Below are 22283 nucleotides of genomic sequence, written 5' to 3'. Positions count from 1 at the left end.
ATCCAAATTTATATTAATTATCTTCCCCATCTAATGGCGATTGCTCCCCATGTTAATCCTCCACCAAATCCTACCATAACCAATAAATCATCGTCATGTATATTTCCGTTTTCTACTTCCTCCACAATGGAGATTGGGATGGAGGCAGCGGAAGTGTTTCCGTATTTCTGCACAGTCATCGACATCTTTTCCACCGGAAGACCAAGCCTCTCCCTCGCAGCTTCCATAATTCGAATGTTTGCCTGATGCGGGATAAGGAAATCCACATCTTCTTTTGATAGACCTGCTTTTTCTAAAACATTTACAGCTGATTCACCCATTTGGCGCACCGCAAATTTAAATACTTCACGGCCATTCATCACAATGGTTTCATCCTGATATAAATGTTTCGCTCCAGTACCGTCTGCTCCAAGTTCAAAAGATAGAATTCCTCTACCTTCTGAAACCGGACCAATTATTGTAGCACCTGCCCCGTCACCAAAAAGGACTGCTGTGTTGCGGTCTTCCCAGTCCACAATCTTGGACAGTTTCTCTACACCTACTACTAATACATGCTTATATGTTCCTGCTTCCACAAATTGTTTCGCTGTGATGATTCCATACATGAATCCCGCACATGCTGCACTCATATCAAAAGCGCATGCTTTTTTGGCACCAAGGCGCTCCTGAATCATGCATGCAACACTTGGAAAAGGATTATCTGGTGTTACAGTCGCAACGATAATCATGTCAAGTTCTTCTGCTGTGATTCCTGCATCCTTCAGTGCTTTTTCTGCTGCAAAATATGCCATATGTGATGTATCTACATCATCTGTTGCTATTCTTCGTTCTTCTATGCCTGTTCTTGTTTTTATCCATTCATCTGTTGTGTCTACCATTTGCTCTAATTCTGTATTGGTTAGTATTTTTTCAGGTACATATCTTCCGATTCCTAGTATTCCTGCATTCACCGATATAACACCTAACTCTCTTATTGGACTTTTAACTTCCGCTGTTTCATTCCGCAATAGACTTCACTTTCCGCGGGGCGAACTTGAGCCTCCTCACAACGCTTGCGGTTCTCAACAATGTCGCTACTCCCCCGCAAGAGTCTTCGTCTTTAGCTCCAATCAACAGGTAGTTTTTAATATCAATTATTATGACTTGGTACTAATTTTAACGCATTCTTTGTTGATTGACAATACATAAATGCCTATTTTGCTTGGAGGGGAAGCTTTTGGACCAATGCCTATCCCATTTAATTTAGACGGCATACTATAGTTTCAGAGGGGGATAAATGCTGATTAGGTGAGGTGACAATCATGAGTGAAGAACAAAAAAGAGTGAACAACGAGACCGAAGTCGATCCATTTACTAGAATGATGTTTGGAGTTCAGCCTAGAAGACAAACATCGGAAGATAAAACGGAAAACGCTTCTGATAAAAAGGTTGGAGATGAATATTACGCACTTATAGAGCAGGTAGACTCCATTATGGAGTCAGTTAATAAACTGAAGCCGATGATAAAGGAGTTTTCTCCAATTTTAGATTACTTCAAGAAATAAGTTTAGAACATAAAAGGACTATCCAGCAAATCTCCCTGGATAGTCCCTATTTTTATTCCATATCTAACGCGTTTTGCTTTCCAAGCTCATATGCTTCATCCATCACTTTTGTCAGTAACGAGACAAGTGGTTGGATATGTTGAGGCTCCAATTCCAAGCCTGTTTCATCAAGCATTTGTTTTGCTTCAGGTAAATATTTCATGGCTATAGCCATATATTGCATCGTTCTATCTTGTTCCATATTCGTACCTACTTTCTATTTTTCGTTTGGTAATAACCCAGTAGACTTATAATCCTCGATCTGTTGATTAATATCAGCCTGGTATTCCTTGCTTACTAGAGGACTGAATGTCCCAAGAGAAATGACATCATCTTTAAAATCAAAGGAAAGGTTACCAGATTCTAATTCCCCTGCAAAAAAGCGACTTGCCACCAATTCATACAAGGCAGGGACATGCTGTATGGTACTGGTGAGTACAGTATTCTCCCCTAAGTCTGATTGATCAGAGACAAACCCAACAGCATATAGCCCCTGTTCTTTTAGACTATTAATGACAGGCACATTGAATCCGTCACCAGCAGGATACACAACATCCACCTGTTGCTCGATCATATTGTCAAGAACTTCCAATGCTTTATCAGGATCATTCCAATCTTGAGTGTACCGTATTAGAACCTTAGCCTCAGGATTTTCATGTAAAACGCCTTCAAAAAATCCGTCCACTTCAGGCTGCCATTCAAATGCGGCGATTATACCAATTGTATTAGTCTCCGTCATATGACCAGCTACCATTCCTCCAAAAAAGCCCATAGCATTTGCTTCAAAATTTAAGCTTGTGACATTGTCACCTTGAACATGGGAATTAAAACACACAAAATGAATTTCGGGATATTCAGAAGAAATCTCATTGAATGTTTGTGAATATTCACTTCCATGCCCAAATACCAAGGTAACCCCATCTTTATGAAGCTCTTTTACCGCTTCTTTAATTGATAACTCAGTATGTATGCCCTCTTTATAATATACATCTAGGTCATATTCCGATTGAATCCGCAACAGCCCTTTATAGCCTTTCGTTCCCCATACCTGATCACTAATCGTATCTGGGACCAACAAGCCTACCTTTTGATCTCCACTTTCAGGAGTAGTTTGTCCACATGCAGTTAATAAAAGTATAAATAGTATGACTACCATAAATGATTTTTTCATGTAAGTACCACCCCCTAGTGCCTAAAAGGATTGCCCCTCTACTTCTGTTTCAAGATCTTCCTTTTATATTGTACATGCTTTAGCGGTAAAGGAAAAGTAAATATTCTGTTAGTATGCTTGAAAGAGAGGGGCAGGTCTCCACTAATCTATTTTTAACTTCTGATACATTTGATCCCTTTGTGCTTGTATACCTTCTTTTATTGTATGACGTTGTGGCACTTTGTACCTTGTTAGCTTTTCTACTTCCTTTGGTTCAATAGAAGCTAACAAGGTAAGGTTTAGTTCTCTTTTCAATTCTTCCGATGCTTGAGGGTTTTCATTTTCAAAAAGTACCTCTTTCTTTTTTTCATCTCGGGTAATGTAATGATAGATAGCTTCTGCAACATCCTCTACGAATAGTACATCTTGTTCTTTAATCGCTAAGGGGGCTGGCTCTTTTTGTTCCAATTCTTCTATCAGTCTTTTATAAACCGCTTCCTCTTCTTGCTGCCATGGACCATACACCATCGGCAAGTAAATGGAATAACAGGATTCCTCTCGTTTATCCTTTACTTTTTTCAATAGATGTTGTTTGTATTCTTGATTCAATGGCATCTTACGATAAGAAGAGATGAAGACAAGCTTCTCTCCTTTTTCCGCTAACTCCAGATACATTCCCTGCTCGTTCACGTCTAAATGATTTACTCCGTCCAGACAATAAAATACAGCATCCAGGCTTTGGTTAAAAGAACGGTCTCTTTGAAAATTAAAGAATGCGTTTCGACCAATCTCCATTAACATCTGTTCGGATTTCTCATCCATTTTCTCCGACCATACCAGCCCTGTCACTTCTACTTCTTTAGTAATCAGATATTGACATAGGGCGAAACCAACTTGTGTGGTAGCCCCAATGACCACTGCACTTTTCATCATTTTAATATTCCACCCATCTTTATTGATATTGTATCCTTATGCATGAAAACAAAATTATAGTCCCTATTCCATGCATGCGGAATGGGACTTTTTATAATTCTTGTTCATATTTTTTGAAAAACTGGCATATGGATGGACCGTATGAATATCGTTTTTCTACAAGATGATAAGCAACTGTGATTGGGGAGTGGTTCTTAGCTCGCAACTCCTCATATCTTTTACAGTGAAGATTAGGATCAAACGAAAAATTGGTGGTGGTTTGCCAAATTTTCACCGGCAGAGAACATTGTTGAAACTGGAATAGATCAGGAAGATCCTGATATGATTCGAGTTCATTAACCGGTACATTATAGGCCTTTGCAATCTCATTCTGCACCTTTTTATAAAAGAACTTTCTATCCTTTTCCTGAGCGAGTTGTGCTTTTACGTCCATGCATGGATTTATGAGTGCAACAGAACGGATCTGTTCTTTTAATTCCTCCATTAGTTGCAAGGCTGTCAACGCACCCATCCCTTCTGCAATGATATGGATTTTATTATTTAAGATTTCCTGTTTCATAATGATATGGTAAAGCTGTTTAGCCAAAAGTACAGATTGACCGCTACCCCAGTGAGCTCCATGAAGATTAGAGTAAAACAGGGTATATCCACATTTCAGTATTTCTTCGACTATTTTATTTCGCCCGATATGTTGCAGCCACAGGCTATTATGTTCATCCACGAAGTGGTTGGTATCTCCAATGATAAGACAGCCGAACCCATTTGGTTTTTCTGGCACATGTACAGCATTCCATTGACCGCCCATTTGAAAAAAGCGCTGATTTAAGCTCATCTGACTCATCTCCCCCCCATTTCACAAACTCATATATCGTATGCTATGTAGAAAAGTTCTGTTCTGACAGAGTCAAAAGGCCACTTTTCAAAGATAAAAATCAATCAAAAAAAAGAAAAAGGAAGGTGCCATAACCTAATCCCTTCCCACTTCATCATATTGAAGCTCTTCTCTTAAATTCTCCAAAGTACGTTGACCCAACTCCGTTAAATTACTCCCATCTTGATCTAACAACAATTTCAATTCAAGAAGTTTTTCATGACTGTTCACCATTTAACAACCCCTTTTTCGACTAAGTTAAACATATTTACATTTATTATATGTCGCGTTTGTGGTAAAATATCCTCTGAATGAGCTTTGAAATAATGAAATGGAGGGGGAGTCACAATGCGCGCATTTTGGACTATTTTCTGGTCACTTCTTCTTATAAACATGGTTTCTTATGTTGTAGCTAACATGCAGGGTGATACATATAACTACGTATTAGCTTCAATCATTGCGGTCGTTTTCGCTGTATTAGTTATGCTGATCGGGGAAGCGTTACCAAACGAACCGGTAGAAAAGCACTGATTTTTCAAAAAAAGAACTTGCTCCCTGAGACAAGTTCTTTTTTTTGGCTACTTAAAGACCGCAGTTAATTTCCGCAAACTGCTTCCTTTCCGCGGGGCGACCTTGAGCCTCCTCGGTTCCCTGCGGGGTCTCAACATTGTCGCTACTCCGCTGCTGGAGTTTTTGCCTATTGCTCCAATAAACTGCTAGAGAACCGCCTATTACTACACTTATCTCATTATATTATTTGTCACTGATGATGAGTTTTCCTTCTTCTACTTCAATAATTATTTCTTGAAAATCTTGGATAGTCCCTTTTATTATTTCTTTTGCAATAAGGGTTTCGATATGTTTTTGGATAAATCGTTTTAATGGTCTAGCTCCGAAAACTGGGTCATAGGCACTGTCGGCAATAAAGCGTTTTGCTTCTTCAGATAAGGTTAATGACAAATGCTTATCCTCTAGTCGTTTTTGTAAATCCTTAATCAACTTCTCCACAATTAAACCGATTTCGTTTTTTGACAATGGAGAAAAGATAACTGTATCGTCTATTCGGTTCAATAATTCAGGTCTGAAGTGACGTCTCAATTGCTGAATAACCTTTTCCTTCGTCTCCTCGGTCAGCTCTTCCCCTGCATGTTCCAACAAGATATGAGAGCCGATATTAGAGGTCATGATGATGACTGTATTTTTGAAATCTACTGTTTTTCCTTGTGAATCTGTAATTCTTCCGTCATCCAACATTTGCAATAGTATATTGAAAACTTCAGGGTGAGCTTTTTCTACTTCATCTAAAAGGACGACTGAATATGGTTTCCTTCTTACTGCTTCTGTCAATTGTCCACCTTCTTCATAGCCAACATAGCCAGGAGGTGCGCCGATTAATCTTGAAACTGCATGTTTTTCCATATACTCTGACATGTCAATGCGTATAATCTGCTCTTCACTATCAAAAAGCGATTGTGCAAGGGCTCTGGCAAGCTCCGTCTTCCCTACTCCAGTAGGACCAAGGAATATAAAAGAACCAATGGGCCGGTTTGGATCCTTAATTCCTGCTCTAGCTCGAATAACAGCCTCGGATACAAGCTGAACCGCTTCTTCTTGACCTACTACTCGTTCATGAAGGATCTCTTCCAGTTTTAATAGCTTTTCTCTCTCCCCTTCCACAAGTTTTGTAACAGGAATGCCCGTCCACTTAGCCACTATTCCGGCTATCTCCTCTTCTGTTACTTCTTCTCTTAGAAGTTGATTTGGTTCCTTTTTTTGTTTGGCTTTTTCCTCTAGTTGCAATAGTTCTTTTTCCAGGCTTGGTATTCTCCCATGCCTTAGTTCCGCAGCCTTATTCAAATCATAATTATTTTCAGCCGTCTCCAAGTCACGTTTGGATTTCTCCAATTCTTCACGTTTTAATCTGACTAGCTGGATATCATCCTTTTCAAGCTGCCATTGGGCTTTCATTGCAGAGGCGTTTTCCTTTAAGTTAGCTAATTCATGCTGAAGTTGCGTCAGCCTTTCCATGCTCGCCTGGTCCTTTTCTTTCTTTAGGGCCGCTTCTTCAATTTCAAGTTGCATTACCCTTCTCGTCACTTCATCAAGTTCAGATGGCATCGAGTCTATTTCGGTTCGAATCATGGCACATGCTTCATCCACTAAGTCAATGGCCTTGTCTGGTAAAAATCGTTCAGAAATATAACGATTTGATAAGACCGCTGCAGAAACAATCGCCCTGTCATGGATATTAACACCATGGTGTATTTCAAAACGCTCTTTCAGTCCACGTAAGATTGAGATGGTGTCCTCCACTGTAGGTTCTTGGACTAGAACTTGTTGAAAACGTCGCTCTAACGCCGGGTCTTTCTCAATGTATTGTCTATGTTCATTTAATGTGGTGGCACCTATACAGTGCAATTCACCGCGTGCCAGCATCGGTTTTAGCATATTACCGGCATCCATCGAACCTTCCGTTTTACCGGCACCAACTATGGTGTGCAGTTCATCAATGAAAAGCAGAATTTGTCCGTCGCTTTTTTTGATTTCATGGAGGACCGCTTTGAGGCGTTCTTCAAACTCTCCTCTATATTTTGCACCAGCTACTAGTGAGCTTAAGTCGAGAGAAAATATTGTTTTATCCTTCAAGCTATCTGGAACGTCTTTTCGTACAATACGTTGTGCAAGACCTTCCACGATCGCTGTTTTTCCCACTCCAGGTTCACCGATAAGAACAGGGTTGTTTTTGGTTTTTCTTGAAAGAATTCTGATGACCCTGCGAATTTCTTGATCACGGCCTATTACAGGGTCTATCTTGCCGCTCTTCACCTCTTCAATTAAATCTCTTCCGTATTTTCTTAATGCTTCATATGTAGTTTCTGGTTCTTTCGAAGTCACTCGCTGGTTCCCCCTTATTTCTTGGATGGCTTGTTTTAAGCGTGCTACATCGAGATTGTAGGTATTGCTTAACTTTTTCAATTGTTGAGTTGCGCTTTTCTGGTGGAATAGAGCAAGAAGGATATGTTCAATGGATAGATAATCATCTTCCCACTCAGCTTTCCATTGTTCAGCTTTTTTGAACGTTTGGTTCAGTTGATTACTTATATAGGCGTCGCTGGTTGCACCGCTCACTTCAGGTTTTGATTTAAGTATGGTATTAAGGTTGAGTTGGAGCGACTGAGTATCTATTTTCAGTTTTTGGAGAACTCTTTCTGTGAGCCCTTCATACTGTTGAATCAATGCAAGAAGAAGGTGCTCATGTTCAATTTGCTGATGATTCATCTTTTCCGCAAGACTTTTGGCCATCACAACTGCCTCCTGGAGCTTAGTGGTCATTTGGTTGATGTTCATATTTGAGATCACTCCTTTTTATAATATTTTTCTACGTACCAGTTCACTTAAAAGTTTCCTCATTGAATATCCAAAAAAGCCACCCTCAACAAGAGGATGACTTAATAGTTACGGACGGCGCTTTTTCGCCCATAGGCGATTATGATTGGATGTTTCGGGAAAAGTGTCCCCAGCTTTTAAGTTTACCTTTTGAGGATTTTTTACTCCGCTTCCTGTTTCCCCAATTTCAAGATAAATACCGTTATTGGGCGCTTTTTGACCCGGTCTGAATTGTTGATTCTGTCCCATACGATTACCTCCTATAGTCAGATCATGAAAATTCTAAGACTGTACCGTAAAATGAGATGAAACTATCTCCCTTTTATCGTACCCAAGTTGTCTTGTTTCATGTCTGAAACTATGGAAGGTCATGTCATCCATTATTAAGCAATCGTCAAAACTTCGTGCTTGGAAGCAAGGTCGATAAAATGAGACATCCCGCTGATCTCACCGCTAATGAGCTTCTGTTCCACCTCATAATGATCGACACAAGTTTTACAAGCATAGACAGGAACGCCAGATTCATGTATTTCTTTTAAGTGAACAGAAACCAGAGAATCCTCCGTCAACGTATACACCCCTGTATTCATTAAGAAGACTGCCTCTGGCTTATCTTCACGCTGCTTTAGAATCGTAAAAAAAGTCTCAAGAACACCTTCCCCTAAAGCTTCATCGCCTTTTCCTAATTGGTTCGAACTGACAAGTATCACTTTGTTTTTCATGACCATTTCTCCCCTTTCACTCTAATATATCATTATTCTTTAGTCGGTTACATTCAATGCTATCTTCGCCAGACGAGACATACGATCTTTGCTCCAAGGCGGATTGAATGTAATGTTTACATCCACTTCTTTGATTTCTTCCACAGGTGCTAGCTTCTTTTTGACATCTTCCACGATCTCCCCTGCAAGCGGGCAACCGATCGATGTCAACGTCATGGTAATATCAACATTATTCGATGCATCAATTTCCACATCATACACCAGTCCTAGGTTAACAATGTCCACACCTAGTTCTGGGTCTTCTACTTCCTCCAAAATTTCCATTACTTTATCTTTTAATGCTTCCTGCATGATATCGCTCCTTTAATCTTTGTGTTAGGTGCTCGGCAAACCAATCCACTGTTGCCAACACACCTTCTCTGCTAACTTTGTGATCGGCATATTCATCCACGATGACTTTTATATTGTTTGGCTTATTTTTATAATAACCTTTATTGGCTTTTACAAACGTCAACATTGGATCAATTGGTACCTCTGTGTCCCGTTTCCCATGCCAGCATAACAATGGCCGCGCGTTAAGGGATGATGGGTCGCTAGCTAGGTCATATGGTTCTAATTTCGCGTAGTATGACTCTAATTGCTCTTCCGTAAATGGCAATGCAAAGCCTGCCTCAAGAAACTTGTCCACTTTGTAGCGTGCAAACTCTTGGTAGCTCGGACAACCCATTAAACTGACTGCTGCTTTTATCCAAGGGTATTTTCTTAATGCCCCAAAAGTTACGATGCCACCCATGGATGTTCCTGCAACTCCAATTTCCGTTTCATCAGCTAACCCAGATTCCGTGAGGTGTTTCTTTAATATATCTATCTCATGAATCGTTTGTATTACTATTTCCCAGAACGCCTGCATCATTTGTTGACCCTTCAATCCGCTATCCCTGTCTCCATGATGGATGCAATCAGGAAGTATTACCCGGAAACCTTTTTCAGCTAAAAGGTAGGCATAATGCAGGTTATTTTCCTTAACGCTTTGAAACCCATGTACAAAGATAACAGTAGGCTTCAGATTTGAAAAGGATTCTGCTTCACATACATGTAGAAAGGAAACAGCACCTGTCTTCTGCTTGACGACATTAATCATCTTACATCCCCCAGTCCGTTTTTACCGCATTTTTCCTATTTAATATACTCTTGTCTAGTTTAACATGTAGACAATCAAATTTGAAAAAGGTTACACTTGAATTAGAAATATTTTTAATGTACAAAAAAGGAGTTTGATATGGTGGAAAAACATCTAATTGCAGTTGACCTGGACGGAACATTATTGACAGATGACAAAAAAATTTCCAAACGAAATAAAATGGCCCTTCAAAGAGCGATGGAGCAGGGACATGAAGTCGTCATTGCAACTGGTCGGCCTTATAGAGCAAGCATCATGTATTATGAAGAAATGAATCTTACTTCTCCTATCGTCAACTTTAACGGCGCATTTGTGCATTACCCTGGCAACGATGAATGGGGAGTTTATCATGAGCCACTTTCCATTGATACAGTAAAAGAAATTGTGGAAGTAAGCGAAAAATATAACATACATAATATTTTGGCAGAAGTAATGGACGATGTATATTTTCACTTTCATGATGAGAAATTGTTAGATATCTTCGGATTTGGTAATCCCAAAATAGAGACAGGTGACCTGAGAAAGGTACTAAAAAAGGATCCAACATGTATCCTTATTCATGCAAGTGAAGACGAAGTGCCTAAAATAAGAAAATATTTATCAGAAGTACATGCCGAAGTGATCGACCACAGACGATGGGCTGCACCATGGCACGTTATTGAGCTCGTGCGAACAGGGATGAACAAAGCAGTGGGATTACAAAGAGTTGCCGCACATTACAATATTCCGAAAGAAAACATCATTGCATTTGGCGATGAAGACAATGATTATGAAATGATTGAATATGCAGGAACTGGCGTTGCAATGGGCAATGCCATTGACGGATTGAAAGAAAAGGCCAACGAAATTACATTAAGTAATGAAGAAGACGGAATTGCTGTATTTCTAGAGAAAAAACTGCAGCTCTAAGACCAAAATTTGCCCTAATAGAAAGCACCTTTTTTACTTAGACTACATAGTGGGCAAGTGATTGCCCGATATGAAAAGGGGGGCTTTCATAATGGGTAGAAGCAGCAAATCAAAACGTTTTGTTCAGCAGGGTAAAAATTCTGTACAGCTTCATGACCAGCAAATCCCTTATCACCTTACGATGGAACAAGCAGAAGAGCGCAAAGCACACCAAGCCGAACGCAATTCTCTTGGAGGGATATAATGATGGGAAACCAATTATTTCAATCCGCTCGTGAAGCCGTGATGAATGTAGTAAAAGGGAAGCATGATTCTGCACCTGAGCATAACCATAAACATGATTATTCATCTAAAATTGACTCCAATTCGATGAGTGTTGCTAAAAACGCATTATCCTCCGCTTATGCAAATTCAAACGATGCTGAAAAAGCGCAGCTTCGTGAATTGCAGGAAGAACTTTTCAACAGCCAACAAGACAAGTAACACAAAAAAAACAGCGCACAAGCCATATTCAGAGCTTGTGCGCTGTTTTTTTTTAGAGTGTGGAGCTGGTGATTGGAGCAAAGGGTATAGACTCCAGCGGTATTTAACAAACCTTAATCTTTTCGGAAGAACCCAAAGATACCAGCCGTCTGCACGATATTAGTAAACGCATTCGGGTCTGCTACTTTTAAAATTTGCTCCAAATCATACATCTCATAACGAGTAATAACAATCATCAGCATTTCCTTATCTTCACCAGTAAAAGCTCCGCGTGCCGGAACTGACGTAATACCACGCACCATCTTCGCATGAATCGCTTCTTTTACCGCCTGGCCTTTCTTCGTCACAATCATTGCAGTCAATTTCTCATGTCTGGTATGGATCGCATCAATAACACGAGTAGAAGCATAAAGGGTCACAAGGGTGTATAAAGCTTTTTCCCAACCAAACACGAGACCCGCTGTAACGATGATTACCGCATTAAGTGCAAAGAAATACGTTCCGACAGGCTTGTCCTTCATCCTAGATAAAATCATGGCGATGATATCCAAACCACCAGTGGATGCCCCCCACTTAAGTGTCAAACCGACACCAACCGCAGCGATGACACCACCAAAAACAGCATTAAGTAAAATGTCGTCATTAAAGCTGTAAATCGGAACAACTTCTAAAAAAAACGACATCAAAAAAACACTTAAAAAACTATAAATAGTAAAAGAGCGTCCTACCTTCTTCCACGCCAATATGGTAACCGGTATATTAAGTAGCAATAACGTTATACCTGTTGAAACCGTGAACGGTAGAAAATCTTCTGAAATACGGAATATGAGCTGGGATACACCTGTGAATCCACTAGCATAAACATCCGCCGGTATTAGGAAGAAATTCATCGCAATCGCGTTTAGAAAAGCTCCTACTAATACAATTAGTACCTTTTTAACATGTTGTTGCACATTCATATGGCCAAAAACCTCCTAACAGCCTGCTGCCTTATTTTATGTATTTTTCCTCTTTTTACCCTCGCGAAACGAAAATCTTGATTTTCTTTTCTTGAAGAGTGATTCATTAATAGGTAAACTTGAAAAAAGGAGCAATATTCCTCTAATGGAAGAAACGTTTATTTTTTCATACAGCTTAACCCATGCTTGTAAGTATAGTAAAGAAGGTGACCTTATGACAATAAGAATTATTGCAGATAGTGCTAGCGACTTACCAAAAGATTTTTTTGCGAGTGATTTGGTGGACCTTATTCCTTTAAAAGTACTGTTTGGTGACACAGAATATGAGGACATGGTCACTATTAGTTCTTCACAAGTGTATGATGCCATGCGTAGTGGTGAAGTAGTTAAAACATCACAAGCATCCCCTGTTTTTATGAAGGAACTGTTTACAAAAGTGGCAGAGAAAAAAGAAACTGCCATTTATGTAGCGTTCTCCTCTGAATTGTCAGGTACATATCAAACAGCAGTACTTATGCAAAAAGAGGTATTGGAAGAATACCCTGATCTTGATCTGACCATCATTGATTCAAAATGCGCTTCACTTGGATATGGACTAGTCGTGAAGCGCGCTGTTGAAATGGCGAGTGCAGGAGCATCCAAAGTAGAATTGTTGTCTTCCGTGAATTATGATATTCAACATATGGAGCATGTTTTCACAGTGGACAACTTGGATTACTTAGCTCGCGGCGGGCGCGTAAGCAAAGCATCCGCATTTGTCGGAGGGCTTCTGAATATCAAGCCTCTGCTTCATATGGAAGATGGTAAATTGGTGCCGCTTGAGAAAATCCGGGGCAGAAAGAAAGTATTGCGCAGAATGGTTGAAGTAATGCGGGAGCGCAATGGTTTTGACTCTTCCAAACAACGAGTCGGCATCAGCCATGGTGACGACCTTGGGACTGCAGAAGCGTTAAAAGAAATGATCAAAGAGGCTTGTGATTGTAATGACTTTACAATCACTTCAATCGGCTCTGCAGTAGGTGCGCATGCAGGCCCGGGAACCATCGCCTTATTCTTCCTTAACGGGAAAAAAGCGTAACACATAACTTCATGCAGGCAGGACAACCTATTCCTATCTTTTTCAGAAAGGGGTAGGTTTATCTATGCCACACACAAGCGATAACGACAAAAAAGCGAAAGACAACAACGCTAAACGTCACGAAAAGAACATGCAACGTGAGAAGAATGCAAAAAAAGGTGAGCGTCAGTATTCTAAGACGACAGATCATTTGTAGGATATATAATAGTCGAACCGCTCCTTTTTGGAGCGGTTTTTTTGTGTGAGGGATGGGGGCTGTTATTGAACGCTCCCTCTGTTACCGTTTATTAATTTCCGAGCCCGCAAATAAAAAACAGCCCACTAGTTACCTAATGAGCTGTAAGCCGTCGAACACACTATTATTTTTCTTCTTTCTTCATATACGTCCAACCCTCAGACTGACGGATTAACCCTTGTTTTAAGAGTTTGCCCATTGCACGCTTAAATGCGGCTTTGCTGATATTAAACTGCTCCTTGATATCATCAGGGGCACTTTTATCGCTATAAGGCATTGCTCCGCCCCTCATTTCAAGATAGTCCATAATAACCTTGGCATCGTCGTCCATAGCTTCTTGTTTGCGTGGCAAAAGAGATACATTGATGGTTCCGTCATCTTTCACATCAATTACTCTTCCTTCCACCACCTGGCCCAATCTCGGCTCCTCCTTGCGTTCTGAGTTATGAATGAAGCCCACATAGCCTTCATTAGAAATCAAGTAGCTTCCCACTTTTAAAAGTCGGTAGATCGTGCCTTGTATGTTTTGATTAAGGATATTGGATGGTGCGTTAATGGATCTGTCTAACATGACATCTTGAGTAGCAAGTTTTCCGATTAATTTTCCACGGCGGTCCGTTTTTACACGGCAAAGCAGATGCGCACCAACTTGCGGCCAAATTTCTTCATATACTGGTAAATCATCTGCAGGAATAAGAGCATCTTTTGCAATTCCTATGTTAATAAAAGCACCAAGTCCTGGAAGCACTTCTACTACCTCCATCCACTCATGCCCATTTAGACCTTTTGGGATGGTCATGGTAGCTGTAATACGGCTCTTTTGGTCAGAATATAAGAAAACCTCTACCGTTTCATCTTCCCCTAGTTCCCTTGTTGCTTCATTTTTATGAAGAAGGATAGTCTCTTCTCCATCTGTTAACATATATCCAAGCGGCGTCTCACGATCAACCGTTAATTCTAATACCGTACCTGTTTGCATCATTTCTTTATACCTTCCTTTTTGCCCATTATTATCATCAACATTCGCAAATCATATGAATGCTTGAGTTTGTTATGTAAAGTGTACATGACTTTGATTAAGTTGTCCAAATCGCTTTATTCTACTATAATTAGGAACAGAAAGCGATATTTTTCTTACAATTACCATTTGGTAAAATTTTTAAACCTATGATGGAGGGATTTCCATGGCAAAAGAGAGTTCTTTTGATATTGTTTCAAAAGTGGATTTATCTGAAGTGACAAACGCCATTAATATTGCGTTAAAAGAAATTCAAAACCGATTTGACTTTAAAGGTTCTGTGAGTGACATCAAGTTAGAAAAAGAAGAGATTGTTCTACTTTCTGACAGTGAATTCAAACTGGATCAACTGAAAGATGTAATGGTTAGTAAAATGATTAAGCGAAATGTACCAACGAAAAATATTCAATACGGTAAAATTGAAGACGCTTCTAAAGGTGCAGTTCGTCAGCGTGGAAAGCTTGTTCAAGGCATTGATAAAGACAATACGAAAAAAATCAACACTATCATCAAAAACTCTGGATTGAAAGTGAAAACTCAAATCCAGGATGACCAAGTACGTGTAACAGGAAAGAACCGTGATGATCTTCAACAGGTGATTGCTGCTCTCCGTGAAGCTGATTTGGATATCGATCTGCAATTTGTAAACTACCGATAAGCTGCAACCATACATATATACCCCCATCAAAACGTGACGGGGGTATTTTATTTTAGATAAATTGTCCCATAATCAGTTCATCCGAATAAGTTCCGTCTTCAAATTTCACATGCCTTTCTTTTCTTCCTTCCACTTTAAATCCAAGCTTTTCATATACATGGATAGCACGTTCATTGTGGGCAAATACTTCTAGGCACACTTTTTCTATATCTTTATCCTCTTTAGCCCAATCAAGCAATCTTTGTATCATCTTGCTTCCTAACCCTTGGTTACAGAACTCTTCCTGTATGCTGATGCCAAACATGCAGATATGCTTTACTCTTTTTCTAGAGCCTTTTGTGGCATTGAGCATTCCTACGATAATTGAATCGTGTTCTGCCACAAGGGTTAGATGTCCTTTTACCTTATTATCTTTTAGCCATTGTACTTCCTGTTCTAAGGTGACGTTGAATTCTTCCGGTGCTGTTAGAAGATTGCGGCCTTCCCCATATACTTTTTCAGCATGTTTTAAAAGTGCTTCTGCATCTTCTATTCTTGCTTCTCTAATTATCATCTAACCTCTCCCCTTTTTTCTCCCATTGGATAAATTATAGGCGCTTTTCTCATAATAGGAAAGATTATTGGAGGTGCTATTTATGACAAATCAGCAGAAACAAACGCTTCCCCCACAGCATCAAAACAAGCAACCAGGCATAGAGTCTGAGATGACACCAAAGCCTAAGTCAGAGGACTCGACTTATAAAGGCAGTGAAAAGTTAAAAGGCAAGGTAGCTATCATCACTGGTGGGGACAGTGGAATTGGCAGAGCTGTCGCTATTTATTATGCAAAAGAGGGTGCAGACGTTGTCGTCGTTTATTTAAATGAAAATGAGGATGCGAAGGAAACGCAAATGCAAGTGGAAGCGGAAGGTCGGAAGTGCCATCTTATTTCAGGAGATATTGGGGAAGAAACATTCTGCAAGCAAATTGTCGATGAAACGATGGCCAATTTTAGTAAAATAGACATACTTGTCAACAATGCGGCAGAACAGCATCCACAGGGGAGCATTGAAGACATTACTGCTGCACAGCTGGAGAAAACATTCAGGACGAACATTTTTTCCTTTTTCTATTTAACTAAGGCGGCACTACCTTTTTTAGCAAGCGGCAGTTGCATTATTAATACCGCATCTGTGACAGCTTACGCTGGTAATGAACTGCTGGTGGATTATTCGGCTACCAAAGGGGCCATTGTGGCATTTACACGTTCTCTGGCACTGCAATTGGTTGGAAAAGGGATACGAGTTAACGGTGTGGCACCAGGACCGATTTGGACGCCACTGATTCCGTCCACGTTTTCAAGTGATAAGGTTGCAAGCTTTGGAGCAAATACTCCCATGAAACGGCCGGGACAGCCAGAAGAGGTTGCACCGAGCTATGTGTTTTTGGCAAGTGATGATGCATCATACATGACCGGACAGATGCTGCATGTGAATGGCGGGAAAATTGTGAACGGGTAATAGGAAAAAACTTGGCGCTCTTTGAATACTAAAAGAGCGCTTTTTGAGTTATTTTTTCTGCGGGAAGGGGGTCATATTGTGTAAATGTCCGAAGTTTTTGGAAAGTTGTCCGAAGTTTTCGCATGATAATTGACCGAACCAAAAAATAGAATTTCCAAACCATATGTAAATGTTGACCGAACCCCGAAAACAATTGTCCGAAGGTAACCATTTGTCTTTAATTGTCCAAACAACTAATTAATTTGACCGAACCCTTTTTTATCCCACTAAAATCATAACAAATCCTCAAAAACACAGTAAATATTATAAAAAAGCCAACCCCATCATCTCATCAGAGGCCAGCTTTCATTACAAATTCACTATAAGACTATTTAAAACATAAGCTTCATTTCGTCATATCCTTACACGTCTGACGCTTTACCATCGCATGTGGAATGATAATCCGCTTCGTCGGCTCAGAAGGATCTTTTACCTTTTGTATCAATGTCTTGGCGGCCTGGAAACCAAGCTGGAATATATTGATGTCAACAGAGGTCAATGGCGGCCTTGCCACTTCTGCGAGCAACACATTATTAAAGCTTACGATCGACATCTGGTCTGGTACGGAAATTCCCATGTCATGCAAGGTGTTAAGGATACCGAGCGACATCAAGTCGTCAGATACGACCAAGGCTGTCGGTGGCTCATCAAGAGAAAGAAGTTCGGAAATTGCTTCTTGTCCCCCTTCTTTCAAAAATTCCTCATGAATGATGTATTCATTCTTGTATGGAATTTCTGCGTCCCTGATTGCTTTTTCATATCCTAGCAAACGGTCAATGGTAACTACCAATTGAATGCTTCCTCCGACAAATGCTACCCTTTTATGTCCAAGACTAATAAGGTGTTGTGTTGCTTCTTTGGCGGCACGGTAATTGTCATTGTCTACATGGGTAATCTCTTCTACCTGTTCAAATGGTTTACCGATGACGACAAATGGGAAGCACTCTTTTTGCAGATACTTGATGATTTTATCTTCTACTGCCGAGTATAGAAGGATGATGCCATCAACACGACGCCCTTGAACCATCTGCATAACACCTTCTAAAATCTCATTGCCAGTTACGCCGGTGGACATATGCAGGGCATATTGTTTTTCATGTGCGGCAGTGCTAATTCCCCTTAGCACTTCTGGGAAAAACGGGTTTTGAAACGTTTTATCTGCTGATGCCGGCATCACAAGTCCGATTACTTGTGTGGATTGATTAGCCAAGCTCCTGGCAATAAAGTTTGGATGGTATCCAAGCTCTTCCATTGCTTCTCTCACGCGTTTTTTTGTCTTTTCACTTATGCGTGGATTGTTCGCGATAACGCGAGAAACTGTGGAAGGTGCCACATTGGCAATTTTCGCGACATCTTTTATTGTAACTGCCATGCACCTATCCCTCCCCCTTCATTAATTGGAAACGCATACAAATATAACAGTACCTTCTCCTAAAAAAGGCCACTGAAAAAGACATTGAATTTAGATATTGTTTAGACACCGCTGTTGATCTCCTCAAATGGCTTCGCTTTCCTAGGGGCGCTTCTGGAGCATCCTCGGCAAGCCTGCGGGGTCTCCACCTAGCGCTATCCTCCTCAGGACCAGGAAGGCCTCGACAGCGAAACATCGCACGAAGAAAATGCGTAGCATTTTCGAGGAGTCTTCGCCTTTTGCTCCAATCAACAGCTCGTAATATTCAAGTACTAAATAATATCAGTTTTTCAGTGGCCTAGCCTTAAAGGAGGAGTAAGGCACATCTATTCTTTATTCTTTTTCTTTCTTCTCATTACAGCAGCTGCTATAAAAGCAATAAAACCACCGTAAATTAATGCCATCGCACCGACAAATCCTACATTAATACCGGAATCTTCTTTTACGGTATAAATTTCTGCAGTTTCTCTATCTAGTCCGATCGTGTATTTGCCGTCCGAATTACGAACCAATTCATCTCCCAATGTACCACGTAGTTCAAGATTTTCACCTACAAGTTCAACATCAATAGGAGCTACTTGTGTTTCACTGGAATTATTAATCGCAATAAAGGTCATTTCTCCTTCGTACTCGCGTTTAATTACGGCCATGGCATCATCGTCATACACCATTTCATACGTACCGTGTGTTAGGCTTGGCATGGTTTTACGCAGTTCTGCTAGCTTCGTAATATAATTTATCAAATCCTCGTCTACTCTAAAGTCCATATCTCTGCGATTATCTGGGTCTTCTCCCCCATCAAGCGCCATTTCGGTCCCATAATACATAATCGGTATACCTGGTGTCGTATACATATAGGCCAATGCAAGCTTCAACCGTGTTGGAGGATACTGTTTCTTTTTAATAACAGCTCTAGTGAAGCGCTCTACATCATGATTGTCTAAGAAGGTTCCAAGGACATAAGGGTTATCGTATAGATTTTGGTTGCTTTTAAACAGTGAATCCAAACGAGTCAACGATTCATCGGGTCCAGAAAACACACGTGTAAGTTCATTGTATGTCGGGAAATCGACAAAAGAATCAATCCCCGTTTCTTGATACCCTGCCACATATTTCGGATCATCATGCCAAACTTCCCCTATTAGGAAGAAGTCTTCTTTTACCGATTTCACTTCTTTTGTGAACTCTTTCCAAAAATCTTTCGGAACATGTTTTACGGTATCTAATCTGTAACCGTCAATGTCTGTCTCTTCAATCCACCATTTGGCCATATCTATCAGGTACTTTCTGGTTTCAGGATTGTCTTGATTTAAATCTGGAAGACCGTAGATCCAGCCATTTTCCACTTGCTCTTGGTCATCCCAGTTTCGAATAGGCTCATTTGGGTGGAACCAATCTTGTTTGTCTTCTTCATTTAGCCATGCATGCTGGTAACCAGTGTGATTGACAACAAGGTCCACAATGATTTTCATGTCTCTTTTGTGTGCTTCTTTCACTAATTCCTTGAATTCTTCGATGGTACCGAAATGTTCTTCTGTATTATAGAAGTCTTCCGTCCAATAACCATGGTACCCTTTTTCTTCATTCTGGACGATTGGAGTGAGCCAAAGGGCAGTGAACCCCATATCCTTTAAATAATCCAGCTTTTCTGTAATCCCGCGGAAATCTCCGCCGTGATAAGCTTTTGGATCATCACGGTTTACTTCAAAGTCATTCGAAGTGTCACCATTGTTAAATCGGTCAATCATGATAAAATAAATAATCTCATCTTGCCATGCGTGTTCTTCTTTTTCAGCTTTAACAGGTTGAACGGATGGAACGAACCATGCAGAAAAAAGAAGAAACGGAACGAGAATGAGCCCCATCACTCTTTTCATCAATTCCGCTTCCCTCCCTTAAATCGTTTTAGTATTGAAGTTTTCGGTCAATGACCCTTACTTTCCATAAACGATTATATACTATTCTTATCCTTTTGTTCCACCTGCAGTTAGTCCAGCAATCAAATAGCGTTGTAAGAACAAGAATAACAATGCAATTGGAATGGCAATCAGGATGGAACCTGCCGCAAAACGAGTGAAGTTGTTAGCAAACTGATCATTAATAAAGTTGAACAGTCCTAGTGCCAACGTGAAATTCTCCGGACTACGCAATACAATTCGTGGCAGGATAAAGTCTGTAAATGGCGCCATGAAGTTAAATAGTGCTACTACAGCTAAGATCGGCTTCGCAAGTGGAAGCATGATTTTGAAGAATACTCCAAAATGTCCTGCTCCATCCATTCTAGCCGCTTCATCCAACTCTTTTGGAATCGTATCGAAATACCCTTTTACAAGCCATGCATTAAATGGAATCTGTCCACCGATATAAACGATTGTCAAACCGACAAGTGAATCCAATAAGCCAACCATGTTAAGCAAAATATAGATTGCAACCATCGCCATTAATGCCGGGAACATTTGCAATAGTAAGAATGCGTATAATCCATACGTTCTTCCTCTAAAACGGTATCTTGAAAAAGCATAAGCGACAAAAGCTGTTACTAATACAGAGAAAAATGAATTGGCTACTGCAACAAGAATACTGTTTTTATACCAAATCAAGTAGTCACTCTGTGGATCTGTAAATAACCAAACATAATGTTCAAGTGACCAGTTTTCCGGAATCATGGAAGCAGAATAAAGACTTGTGCCAGGATTCAAGGATAAGCCGATTGTCCATAAAAGCGGGTAGGCAATAATGATGAACATGAAGCCTAAGAATAGATAGATCAATGATACTTCGATCTTGGATTTCGTTTTAAGGTTCATTAAATATTACCCTCCTCTTTAAACGAACGAGTACGACGGAATTGGAAGAAGGCAAAACCGGCTACAATTAGTCCGAGTATAATAGATATTGCTGCTGCCATGTTGTAGTTACTCGTATCGAATGTCAGTTTATATACCCATGAAATCAAGATGTCCGATCCGCCGGCATTTTGTCCACGCACAGCAGGTCCACCCTGGTTAAATAGATAAATGATGTTAAAGTTATTGAAGTTTCCTGCGTATTGCATAATCAATAGTGGTGCAGTTGCAAACAAAAGATGTGGCATTGTGATGAAACGGAATTTCTGGAATCGCGTTCCGCCATCTACATCTGCCGCTTCATACCAGTCTTTCGAGATACTTTGAAGTACACCTGTGAACAATGCGAATACGAACGGGAATCCTAACCATGTTTGAATCATGATAATGGCGATTTTTGTATAGAACGGATCGGTCAACCAAGGAAGCGCAACACCAATTGTTCCTAAGATGTCACGGTTAATGGCACCGAAGCGATCATTGAACATCGCAGCAAAAATTAAAATTGTAACGAAAGCAGGTACTGCCCAAGGTAAAATCAAAATCGTACGGATAAAGCGTTTATATTTAATGCGGGGGTCATTTACTAGCAATGCTAAAAATAGTCCTAATGCAATCTGGCCAGTTGTTGCACAGACTGTCCAAACAATTGTCCAGGCGAATACACTAACAAAAGTCGTTTTCCACAGTGGAATCGATACCAGACTTGTAAAGTTCTCAAACCCTACCCAACTTAATAATGCTCTTGGAGGCGTGTTGTATAGATTGTAATCGGTAAATGCCAAGGAAACCATGAACATTAAAGGTAGTACTACAATGAATAAAAGCAAGATTAAACCAGGAATAACCATGAAATATGGGAATCCGTTGTCATAGAAGCTTTTAAGTGCTTCTTTTACAGTCGGCTTTTCTTTTCCCAACTTCAAGTCGATTGCGTTATTTCTCGCATCCACTACATTTAGGTAGTATAAGGCCACTGCAAAAACAGTGATGATAACAGAAATTAATCCTTGTATTAATAAAAAGATGGAGTGGTCTACTCGAGGAATTTCTCCAAGTGTGAATAGGCCCCAATAACCAATGTTAAGAAACTCGAAAAACGTAATCAAAAATGCAGCTTCAATGATGATGAAAGTAATCCCTTTCGCATATCTGCGGTTATAGAGTTGACCTAACCCTGCAAAAATAATGGAAAGGACCATCGCTAAGGTTGGATTGTGTGAGCGCATTTTTTCAGTTGCTGTGCCGGACATAGCAGATCCTCCTCTTAAAGAAATATAGTGGATAGACTAGCGTTGAAGCTTAGTCTACCCACCAGGTTT

Annotated in this window: 27 protein-coding genes; 9 read left to right on the top strand and 18 right to left on the bottom strand. The window is 40.2% G+C overall.

The window, feature by feature from the left end; genetic code table 11:
• Positions 1–17 precede the first annotated feature (17 nt).
• Positions 18–950 carry a beta-ketoacyl-ACP synthase III gene (locus LC091_RS14235; RefSeq protein WP_226682760.1) on the bottom strand — a complete coding sequence of 311 codons (933 nt, stop codon included), beginning with the start codon at positions 948–950 and terminating at the stop codon, positions 18–20.
• A gap of 351 nt (positions 951–1301) precedes the next feature.
• Here LC091_RS14235 and LC091_RS14230 point away from each other — a divergent pair, with 351 nt between their 5' ends.
• Positions 1302–1544, top strand: a complete 243-nt coding sequence (locus LC091_RS14230) for a hypothetical protein (protein ID WP_226682676.1) — start codon at positions 1302–1304, stop codon at positions 1542–1544.
• Positions 1545–1596: 52 nt separating this feature from the next.
• Here the strand turns inward: LC091_RS14230 and LC091_RS14225 are convergent, their stop codons facing one another.
• The 5 genes from LC091_RS14225 to LC091_RS14205 all read right to left on the bottom strand — a co-directional run bounded on the left by LC091_RS14225 (position 1597) and on the right by LC091_RS14205 (position 4771).
• Positions 1597–1785, bottom strand: coding sequence for a ComZ family protein (locus LC091_RS14225; protein ID WP_047971098.1), 189 nt, complete (start codon positions 1783–1785; stop codon positions 1597–1599).
• A gap of 15 nt (positions 1786–1800) precedes the next feature.
• Complete coding sequence (locus LC091_RS14220) at positions 1801–2754, bottom strand: BMP family ABC transporter substrate-binding protein (RefSeq protein ID WP_226682675.1); 954 nt, start codon at positions 2752–2754, stop codon at positions 1801–1803.
• Positions 2755–2895: 141 nt separating this feature from the next.
• On the bottom strand, positions 2896–3666 hold the full coding sequence (locus LC091_RS14215) for a hypothetical protein (RefSeq protein WP_226682674.1): 771 nt from the start codon (positions 3664–3666) through the stop codon (positions 2896–2898).
• A 91-nt stretch (positions 3667–3757) separates the two neighbouring features.
• Positions 3758–4498, bottom strand: coding sequence for a hypothetical protein (locus LC091_RS14210; protein WP_226682673.1), 741 nt, complete (start codon positions 4496–4498; stop codon positions 3758–3760).
• Positions 4499–4633: 135 nt separating this feature from the next.
• Entirely contained in the window at positions 4634–4771 is a 138-nt protein-coding gene (locus LC091_RS14205; protein WP_226682672.1) for a hypothetical protein, read from the bottom strand.
• Positions 4772–4885: 114 nt separating this feature from the next.
• Here LC091_RS14205 and LC091_RS14200 point away from each other — a divergent pair, with 114 nt between their 5' ends.
• Complete coding sequence (locus LC091_RS14200) at positions 4886–5068, top strand: YjzD family protein (protein ID WP_010192034.1); 183 nt, start codon at positions 4886–4888, stop codon at positions 5066–5068.
• Between the two features lie 222 nt (positions 5069–5290).
• Here the strand turns inward: LC091_RS14200 and clpB are convergent, their stop codons facing one another.
• The 5 genes from clpB to LC091_RS14175 all read right to left on the bottom strand — a co-directional run bounded on the left by clpB (position 5291) and on the right by LC091_RS14175 (position 9787).
• A complete protein-coding gene (gene clpB, locus LC091_RS14195) occupies positions 5291–7885 on the bottom strand; it encodes an ATP-dependent chaperone ClpB (RefSeq protein ID WP_226682671.1) in 2595 nt (864 codons plus the stop codon).
• Positions 7886–7993: 108 nt separating this feature from the next.
• Positions 7994–8173 (bottom strand): YjzC family protein, encoded by a 180-nt coding sequence (locus tag LC091_RS14190; protein WP_010192036.1) that lies wholly within the window; start codon positions 8171–8173, stop codon positions 7994–7996.
• Between the two features lie 134 nt (positions 8174–8307).
• Entirely contained in the window at positions 8308–8646 is a 339-nt protein-coding gene (locus LC091_RS14185) for a DsrE family protein (protein ID WP_226682670.1), read from the bottom strand.
• Between the two features lie 39 nt (positions 8647–8685).
• Positions 8686–8997 (bottom strand): metal-sulfur cluster assembly factor, encoded by a 312-nt coding sequence (locus LC091_RS14180; protein WP_226682669.1) that lies wholly within the window; start codon positions 8995–8997, stop codon positions 8686–8688.
• Positions 8975–9787, bottom strand: a complete 813-nt coding sequence (locus tag LC091_RS14175; protein WP_226682668.1) for an alpha/beta fold hydrolase — start codon at positions 9785–9787, stop codon at positions 8975–8977. The genes LC091_RS14180 and LC091_RS14175 overlap by 23 nt, the downstream gene beginning before the upstream one ends.
• A gap of 141 nt (positions 9788–9928) precedes the next feature.
• Between LC091_RS14175 and LC091_RS14170 the strand changes: the two genes are divergently transcribed.
• The 3 genes from LC091_RS14170 to LC091_RS14160 all read left to right on the top strand — a co-directional run bounded on the left by LC091_RS14170 (position 9929) and on the right by LC091_RS14160 (position 11218).
• On the top strand, positions 9929–10735 hold the full coding sequence (locus LC091_RS14170; protein WP_319003672.1) for a Cof-type HAD-IIB family hydrolase: 807 nt from the start codon (positions 9929–9931) through the stop codon (positions 10733–10735).
• A 91-nt stretch (positions 10736–10826) separates the two neighbouring features.
• The gene (locus LC091_RS14165; protein WP_010192046.1) at positions 10827–10979 is read left to right on the top strand and encodes a hypothetical protein; all 153 of its coding nucleotides are present in this window, start codon (positions 10827–10829) and stop codon (positions 10977–10979) included.
• Positions 10979–11218, top strand: coding sequence for a DUF3813 domain-containing protein (locus LC091_RS14160; protein ID WP_404819689.1), 240 nt, complete (start codon positions 10979–10981; stop codon positions 11216–11218). The genes LC091_RS14165 and LC091_RS14160 overlap by 1 nt, the downstream gene beginning before the upstream one ends.
• 113 nt (positions 11219–11331) lie before the next feature.
• On the opposite strand, the gene LC091_RS14155 is transcribed toward LC091_RS14160, so the two are convergent.
• Positions 11332–12177 carry a YitT family protein gene (locus LC091_RS14155; protein WP_226682666.1) on the bottom strand — a complete coding sequence of 282 codons (846 nt, stop codon included), beginning with the start codon at positions 12175–12177 and terminating at the stop codon, positions 11332–11334.
• A gap of 214 nt (positions 12178–12391) precedes the next feature.
• Between LC091_RS14155 and LC091_RS14150 the strand changes: the two genes are divergently transcribed.
• Positions 12392–13255 carry a DegV family protein gene (locus LC091_RS14150; protein WP_226682665.1) on the top strand — a complete coding sequence of 288 codons (864 nt, stop codon included), beginning with the start codon at positions 12392–12394 and terminating at the stop codon, positions 13253–13255.
• A 64-nt stretch (positions 13256–13319) separates the two neighbouring features.
• Positions 13320–13451 (top strand): DUF3941 domain-containing protein, encoded by a 132-nt coding sequence (locus LC091_RS14145; RefSeq protein ID WP_226682664.1) that lies wholly within the window; start codon positions 13320–13322, stop codon positions 13449–13451.
• A gap of 163 nt (positions 13452–13614) precedes the next feature.
• Here the strand turns inward: LC091_RS14145 and LC091_RS14140 are convergent, their stop codons facing one another.
• A complete protein-coding gene (locus LC091_RS14140) occupies positions 13615–14469 on the bottom strand; it encodes a CvfB family protein (RefSeq protein WP_226682758.1) in 855 nt (284 codons plus the stop codon).
• A gap of 205 nt (positions 14470–14674) precedes the next feature.
• Here LC091_RS14140 and LC091_RS14135 point away from each other — a divergent pair, with 205 nt between their 5' ends.
• A complete protein-coding gene (locus LC091_RS14135) occupies positions 14675–15166 on the top strand; it encodes a YajQ family cyclic di-GMP-binding protein (protein WP_010192059.1) in 492 nt (163 codons plus the stop codon).
• 52 nt (positions 15167–15218) lie between these two features.
• On the opposite strand, the gene LC091_RS14130 is transcribed toward LC091_RS14135, so the two are convergent.
• On the bottom strand, positions 15219–15719 hold the full coding sequence (locus tag LC091_RS14130; RefSeq protein ID WP_226682663.1) for a GNAT family N-acetyltransferase: 501 nt from the start codon (positions 15717–15719) through the stop codon (positions 15219–15221).
• A gap of 82 nt (positions 15720–15801) precedes the next feature.
• Here LC091_RS14130 and LC091_RS14125 point away from each other — a divergent pair, with 82 nt between their 5' ends.
• Positions 15802–16665, top strand: a complete 864-nt coding sequence (locus tag LC091_RS14125) for an SDR family oxidoreductase (protein ID WP_226682662.1) — start codon at positions 15802–15804, stop codon at positions 16663–16665.
• Positions 16666–17050: 385 nt separating this feature from the next.
• On the opposite strand, the gene LC091_RS14120 is transcribed toward LC091_RS14125, so the two are convergent.
• The 4 genes from LC091_RS14120 to LC091_RS14105 all read right to left on the bottom strand — a co-directional run bounded on the left by LC091_RS14120 (position 17051) and on the right by LC091_RS14105 (position 22214).
• Positions 17051–18076 (bottom strand): LacI family DNA-binding transcriptional regulator, encoded by a 1026-nt coding sequence (locus LC091_RS14120; protein WP_226682661.1) that lies wholly within the window; start codon positions 18074–18076, stop codon positions 17051–17053.
• A gap of 365 nt (positions 18077–18441) precedes the next feature.
• Entirely contained in the window at positions 18442–19992 is a 1551-nt protein-coding gene (locus tag LC091_RS14115; RefSeq protein ID WP_226682757.1) for an alpha-amylase family glycosyl hydrolase, read from the bottom strand.
• Between the two features lie 87 nt (positions 19993–20079).
• Entirely contained in the window at positions 20080–20922 is an 843-nt protein-coding gene (locus LC091_RS14110) for a sugar ABC transporter permease (protein WP_226682660.1), read from the bottom strand.
• Positions 20922–22214: a sugar ABC transporter permease gene (locus tag LC091_RS14105; RefSeq protein WP_226682659.1), complete on the bottom strand. Its 1293-nt coding sequence runs from the start codon at positions 22212–22214 to the stop codon at positions 20922–20924. Before LC091_RS14105 ends, LC091_RS14110 begins: the two co-directional genes overlap by 1 nt.
• Positions 22215–22283 lie beyond the last annotated feature (69 nt).

This window comes from Sutcliffiella horikoshii, assembly GCF_020524325.1.
GTDB lineage: Bacteria > Bacillota > Bacilli > Bacillales > Bacillaceae_I > Sutcliffiella_A > Sutcliffiella_A horikoshii_D.
The sequence above is the reverse complement of the archived record's forward strand: the minus strand, read 5'-3'. Positions and strand labels throughout refer to the sequence as shown.

Bases quoted from the DNA above. Each gene is read 5' to 3' on its own strand.
- LC091_RS14230 (WP_226682676.1), top strand. From the start codon at position 1,302: ATGAGTGAAGAACAAAAAAGAGTGAACAACGAGACCGAAGTCGATCCA.
- LC091_RS14225 (WP_047971098.1), bottom strand. From the start codon at position 1,785: ATGGAACAAGATAGAACGATGCAATATATGGCTATAGCCATGAAATAT.
- LC091_RS14220 (WP_226682675.1), bottom strand. From the start codon at position 2,754: ATGAAAAAATCATTTATGGTAGTCATACTATTTATACTTTTATTAACT.
- LC091_RS14215 (WP_226682674.1), bottom strand. From the start codon at position 3,666: ATGATGAAAAGTGCAGTGGTCATTGGGGCTACCACACAAGTTGGTTTC.
- LC091_RS14210 (WP_226682673.1), bottom strand. From the start codon at position 4,498: ATGAGCTTAAATCAGCGCTTTTTTCAAATGGGCGGTCAATGGAATGCT.
- LC091_RS14205 (WP_226682672.1), bottom strand. From the start codon at position 4,771: ATGGTGAACAGTCATGAAAAACTTCTTGAATTGAAATTGTTGTTAGAT.
- LC091_RS14200 (WP_010192034.1), top strand. From the start codon at position 4,886: ATGCGCGCATTTTGGACTATTTTCTGGTCACTTCTTCTTATAAACATG.
- clpB (WP_226682671.1), bottom strand. From the start codon at position 7,885: ATGAACATCAACCAAATGACCACTAAGCTCCAGGAGGCAGTTGTGATG.
- LC091_RS14190 (WP_010192036.1), bottom strand. From the start codon at position 8,173: ATGGGACAGAATCAACAATTCAGACCGGGTCAAAAAGCGCCCAATAAC.
- LC091_RS14185 (WP_226682670.1), bottom strand. From the start codon at position 8,646: ATGAAAAACAAAGTGATACTTGTCAGTTCGAACCAATTAGGAAAAGGC.
- LC091_RS14180 (WP_226682669.1), bottom strand. From the start codon at position 8,997: ATGCAGGAAGCATTAAAAGATAAAGTAATGGAAATTTTGGAGGAAGTA.
- LC091_RS14175 (WP_226682668.1), bottom strand. From the start codon at position 9,787: ATGATTAATGTCGTCAAGCAGAAGACAGGTGCTGTTTCCTTTCTACAT.
- LC091_RS14165 (WP_010192046.1), top strand. From the start codon at position 10,827: ATGGGTAGAAGCAGCAAATCAAAACGTTTTGTTCAGCAGGGTAAAAAT.
- LC091_RS14160 (WP_404819689.1), top strand. From the start codon at position 10,979: ATGATGGGAAACCAATTATTTCAATCCGCTCGTGAAGCCGTGATGAAT.
- LC091_RS14155 (WP_226682666.1), bottom strand. From the start codon at position 12,177: ATGAATGTGCAACAACATGTTAAAAAGGTACTAATTGTATTAGTAGGA.
- LC091_RS14150 (WP_226682665.1), top strand. From the start codon at position 12,392: ATGACAATAAGAATTATTGCAGATAGTGCTAGCGACTTACCAAAAGAT.
- LC091_RS14145 (WP_226682664.1), top strand. From the start codon at position 13,320: ATGCCACACACAAGCGATAACGACAAAAAAGCGAAAGACAACAACGCT.
- LC091_RS14140 (WP_226682758.1), bottom strand. From the start codon at position 14,469: ATGCAAACAGGTACGGTATTAGAATTAACGGTTGATCGTGAGACGCCG.
- LC091_RS14135 (WP_010192059.1), top strand. From the start codon at position 14,675: ATGGCAAAAGAGAGTTCTTTTGATATTGTTTCAAAAGTGGATTTATCT.
- LC091_RS14130 (WP_226682663.1), bottom strand. From the start codon at position 15,719: ATGATAATTAGAGAAGCAAGAATAGAAGATGCAGAAGCACTTTTAAAA.
- LC091_RS14125 (WP_226682662.1), top strand. From the start codon at position 15,802: ATGACAAATCAGCAGAAACAAACGCTTCCCCCACAGCATCAAAACAAG.
- LC091_RS14120 (WP_226682661.1), bottom strand. From the start codon at position 18,076: ATGGCAGTTACAATAAAAGATGTCGCGAAAATTGCCAATGTGGCACCT.
- LC091_RS14115 (WP_226682757.1), bottom strand. From the start codon at position 19,992: ATGAAAAGAGTGATGGGGCTCATTCTCGTTCCGTTTCTTCTTTTTTCT.
- LC091_RS14110 (WP_226682660.1), bottom strand. From the start codon at position 20,922: ATGAACCTTAAAACGAAATCCAAGATCGAAGTATCATTGATCTATCTA.
- LC091_RS14105 (WP_226682659.1), bottom strand. From the start codon at position 22,214: ATGTCCGGCACAGCAACTGAAAAAATGCGCTCACACAATCCAACCTTA.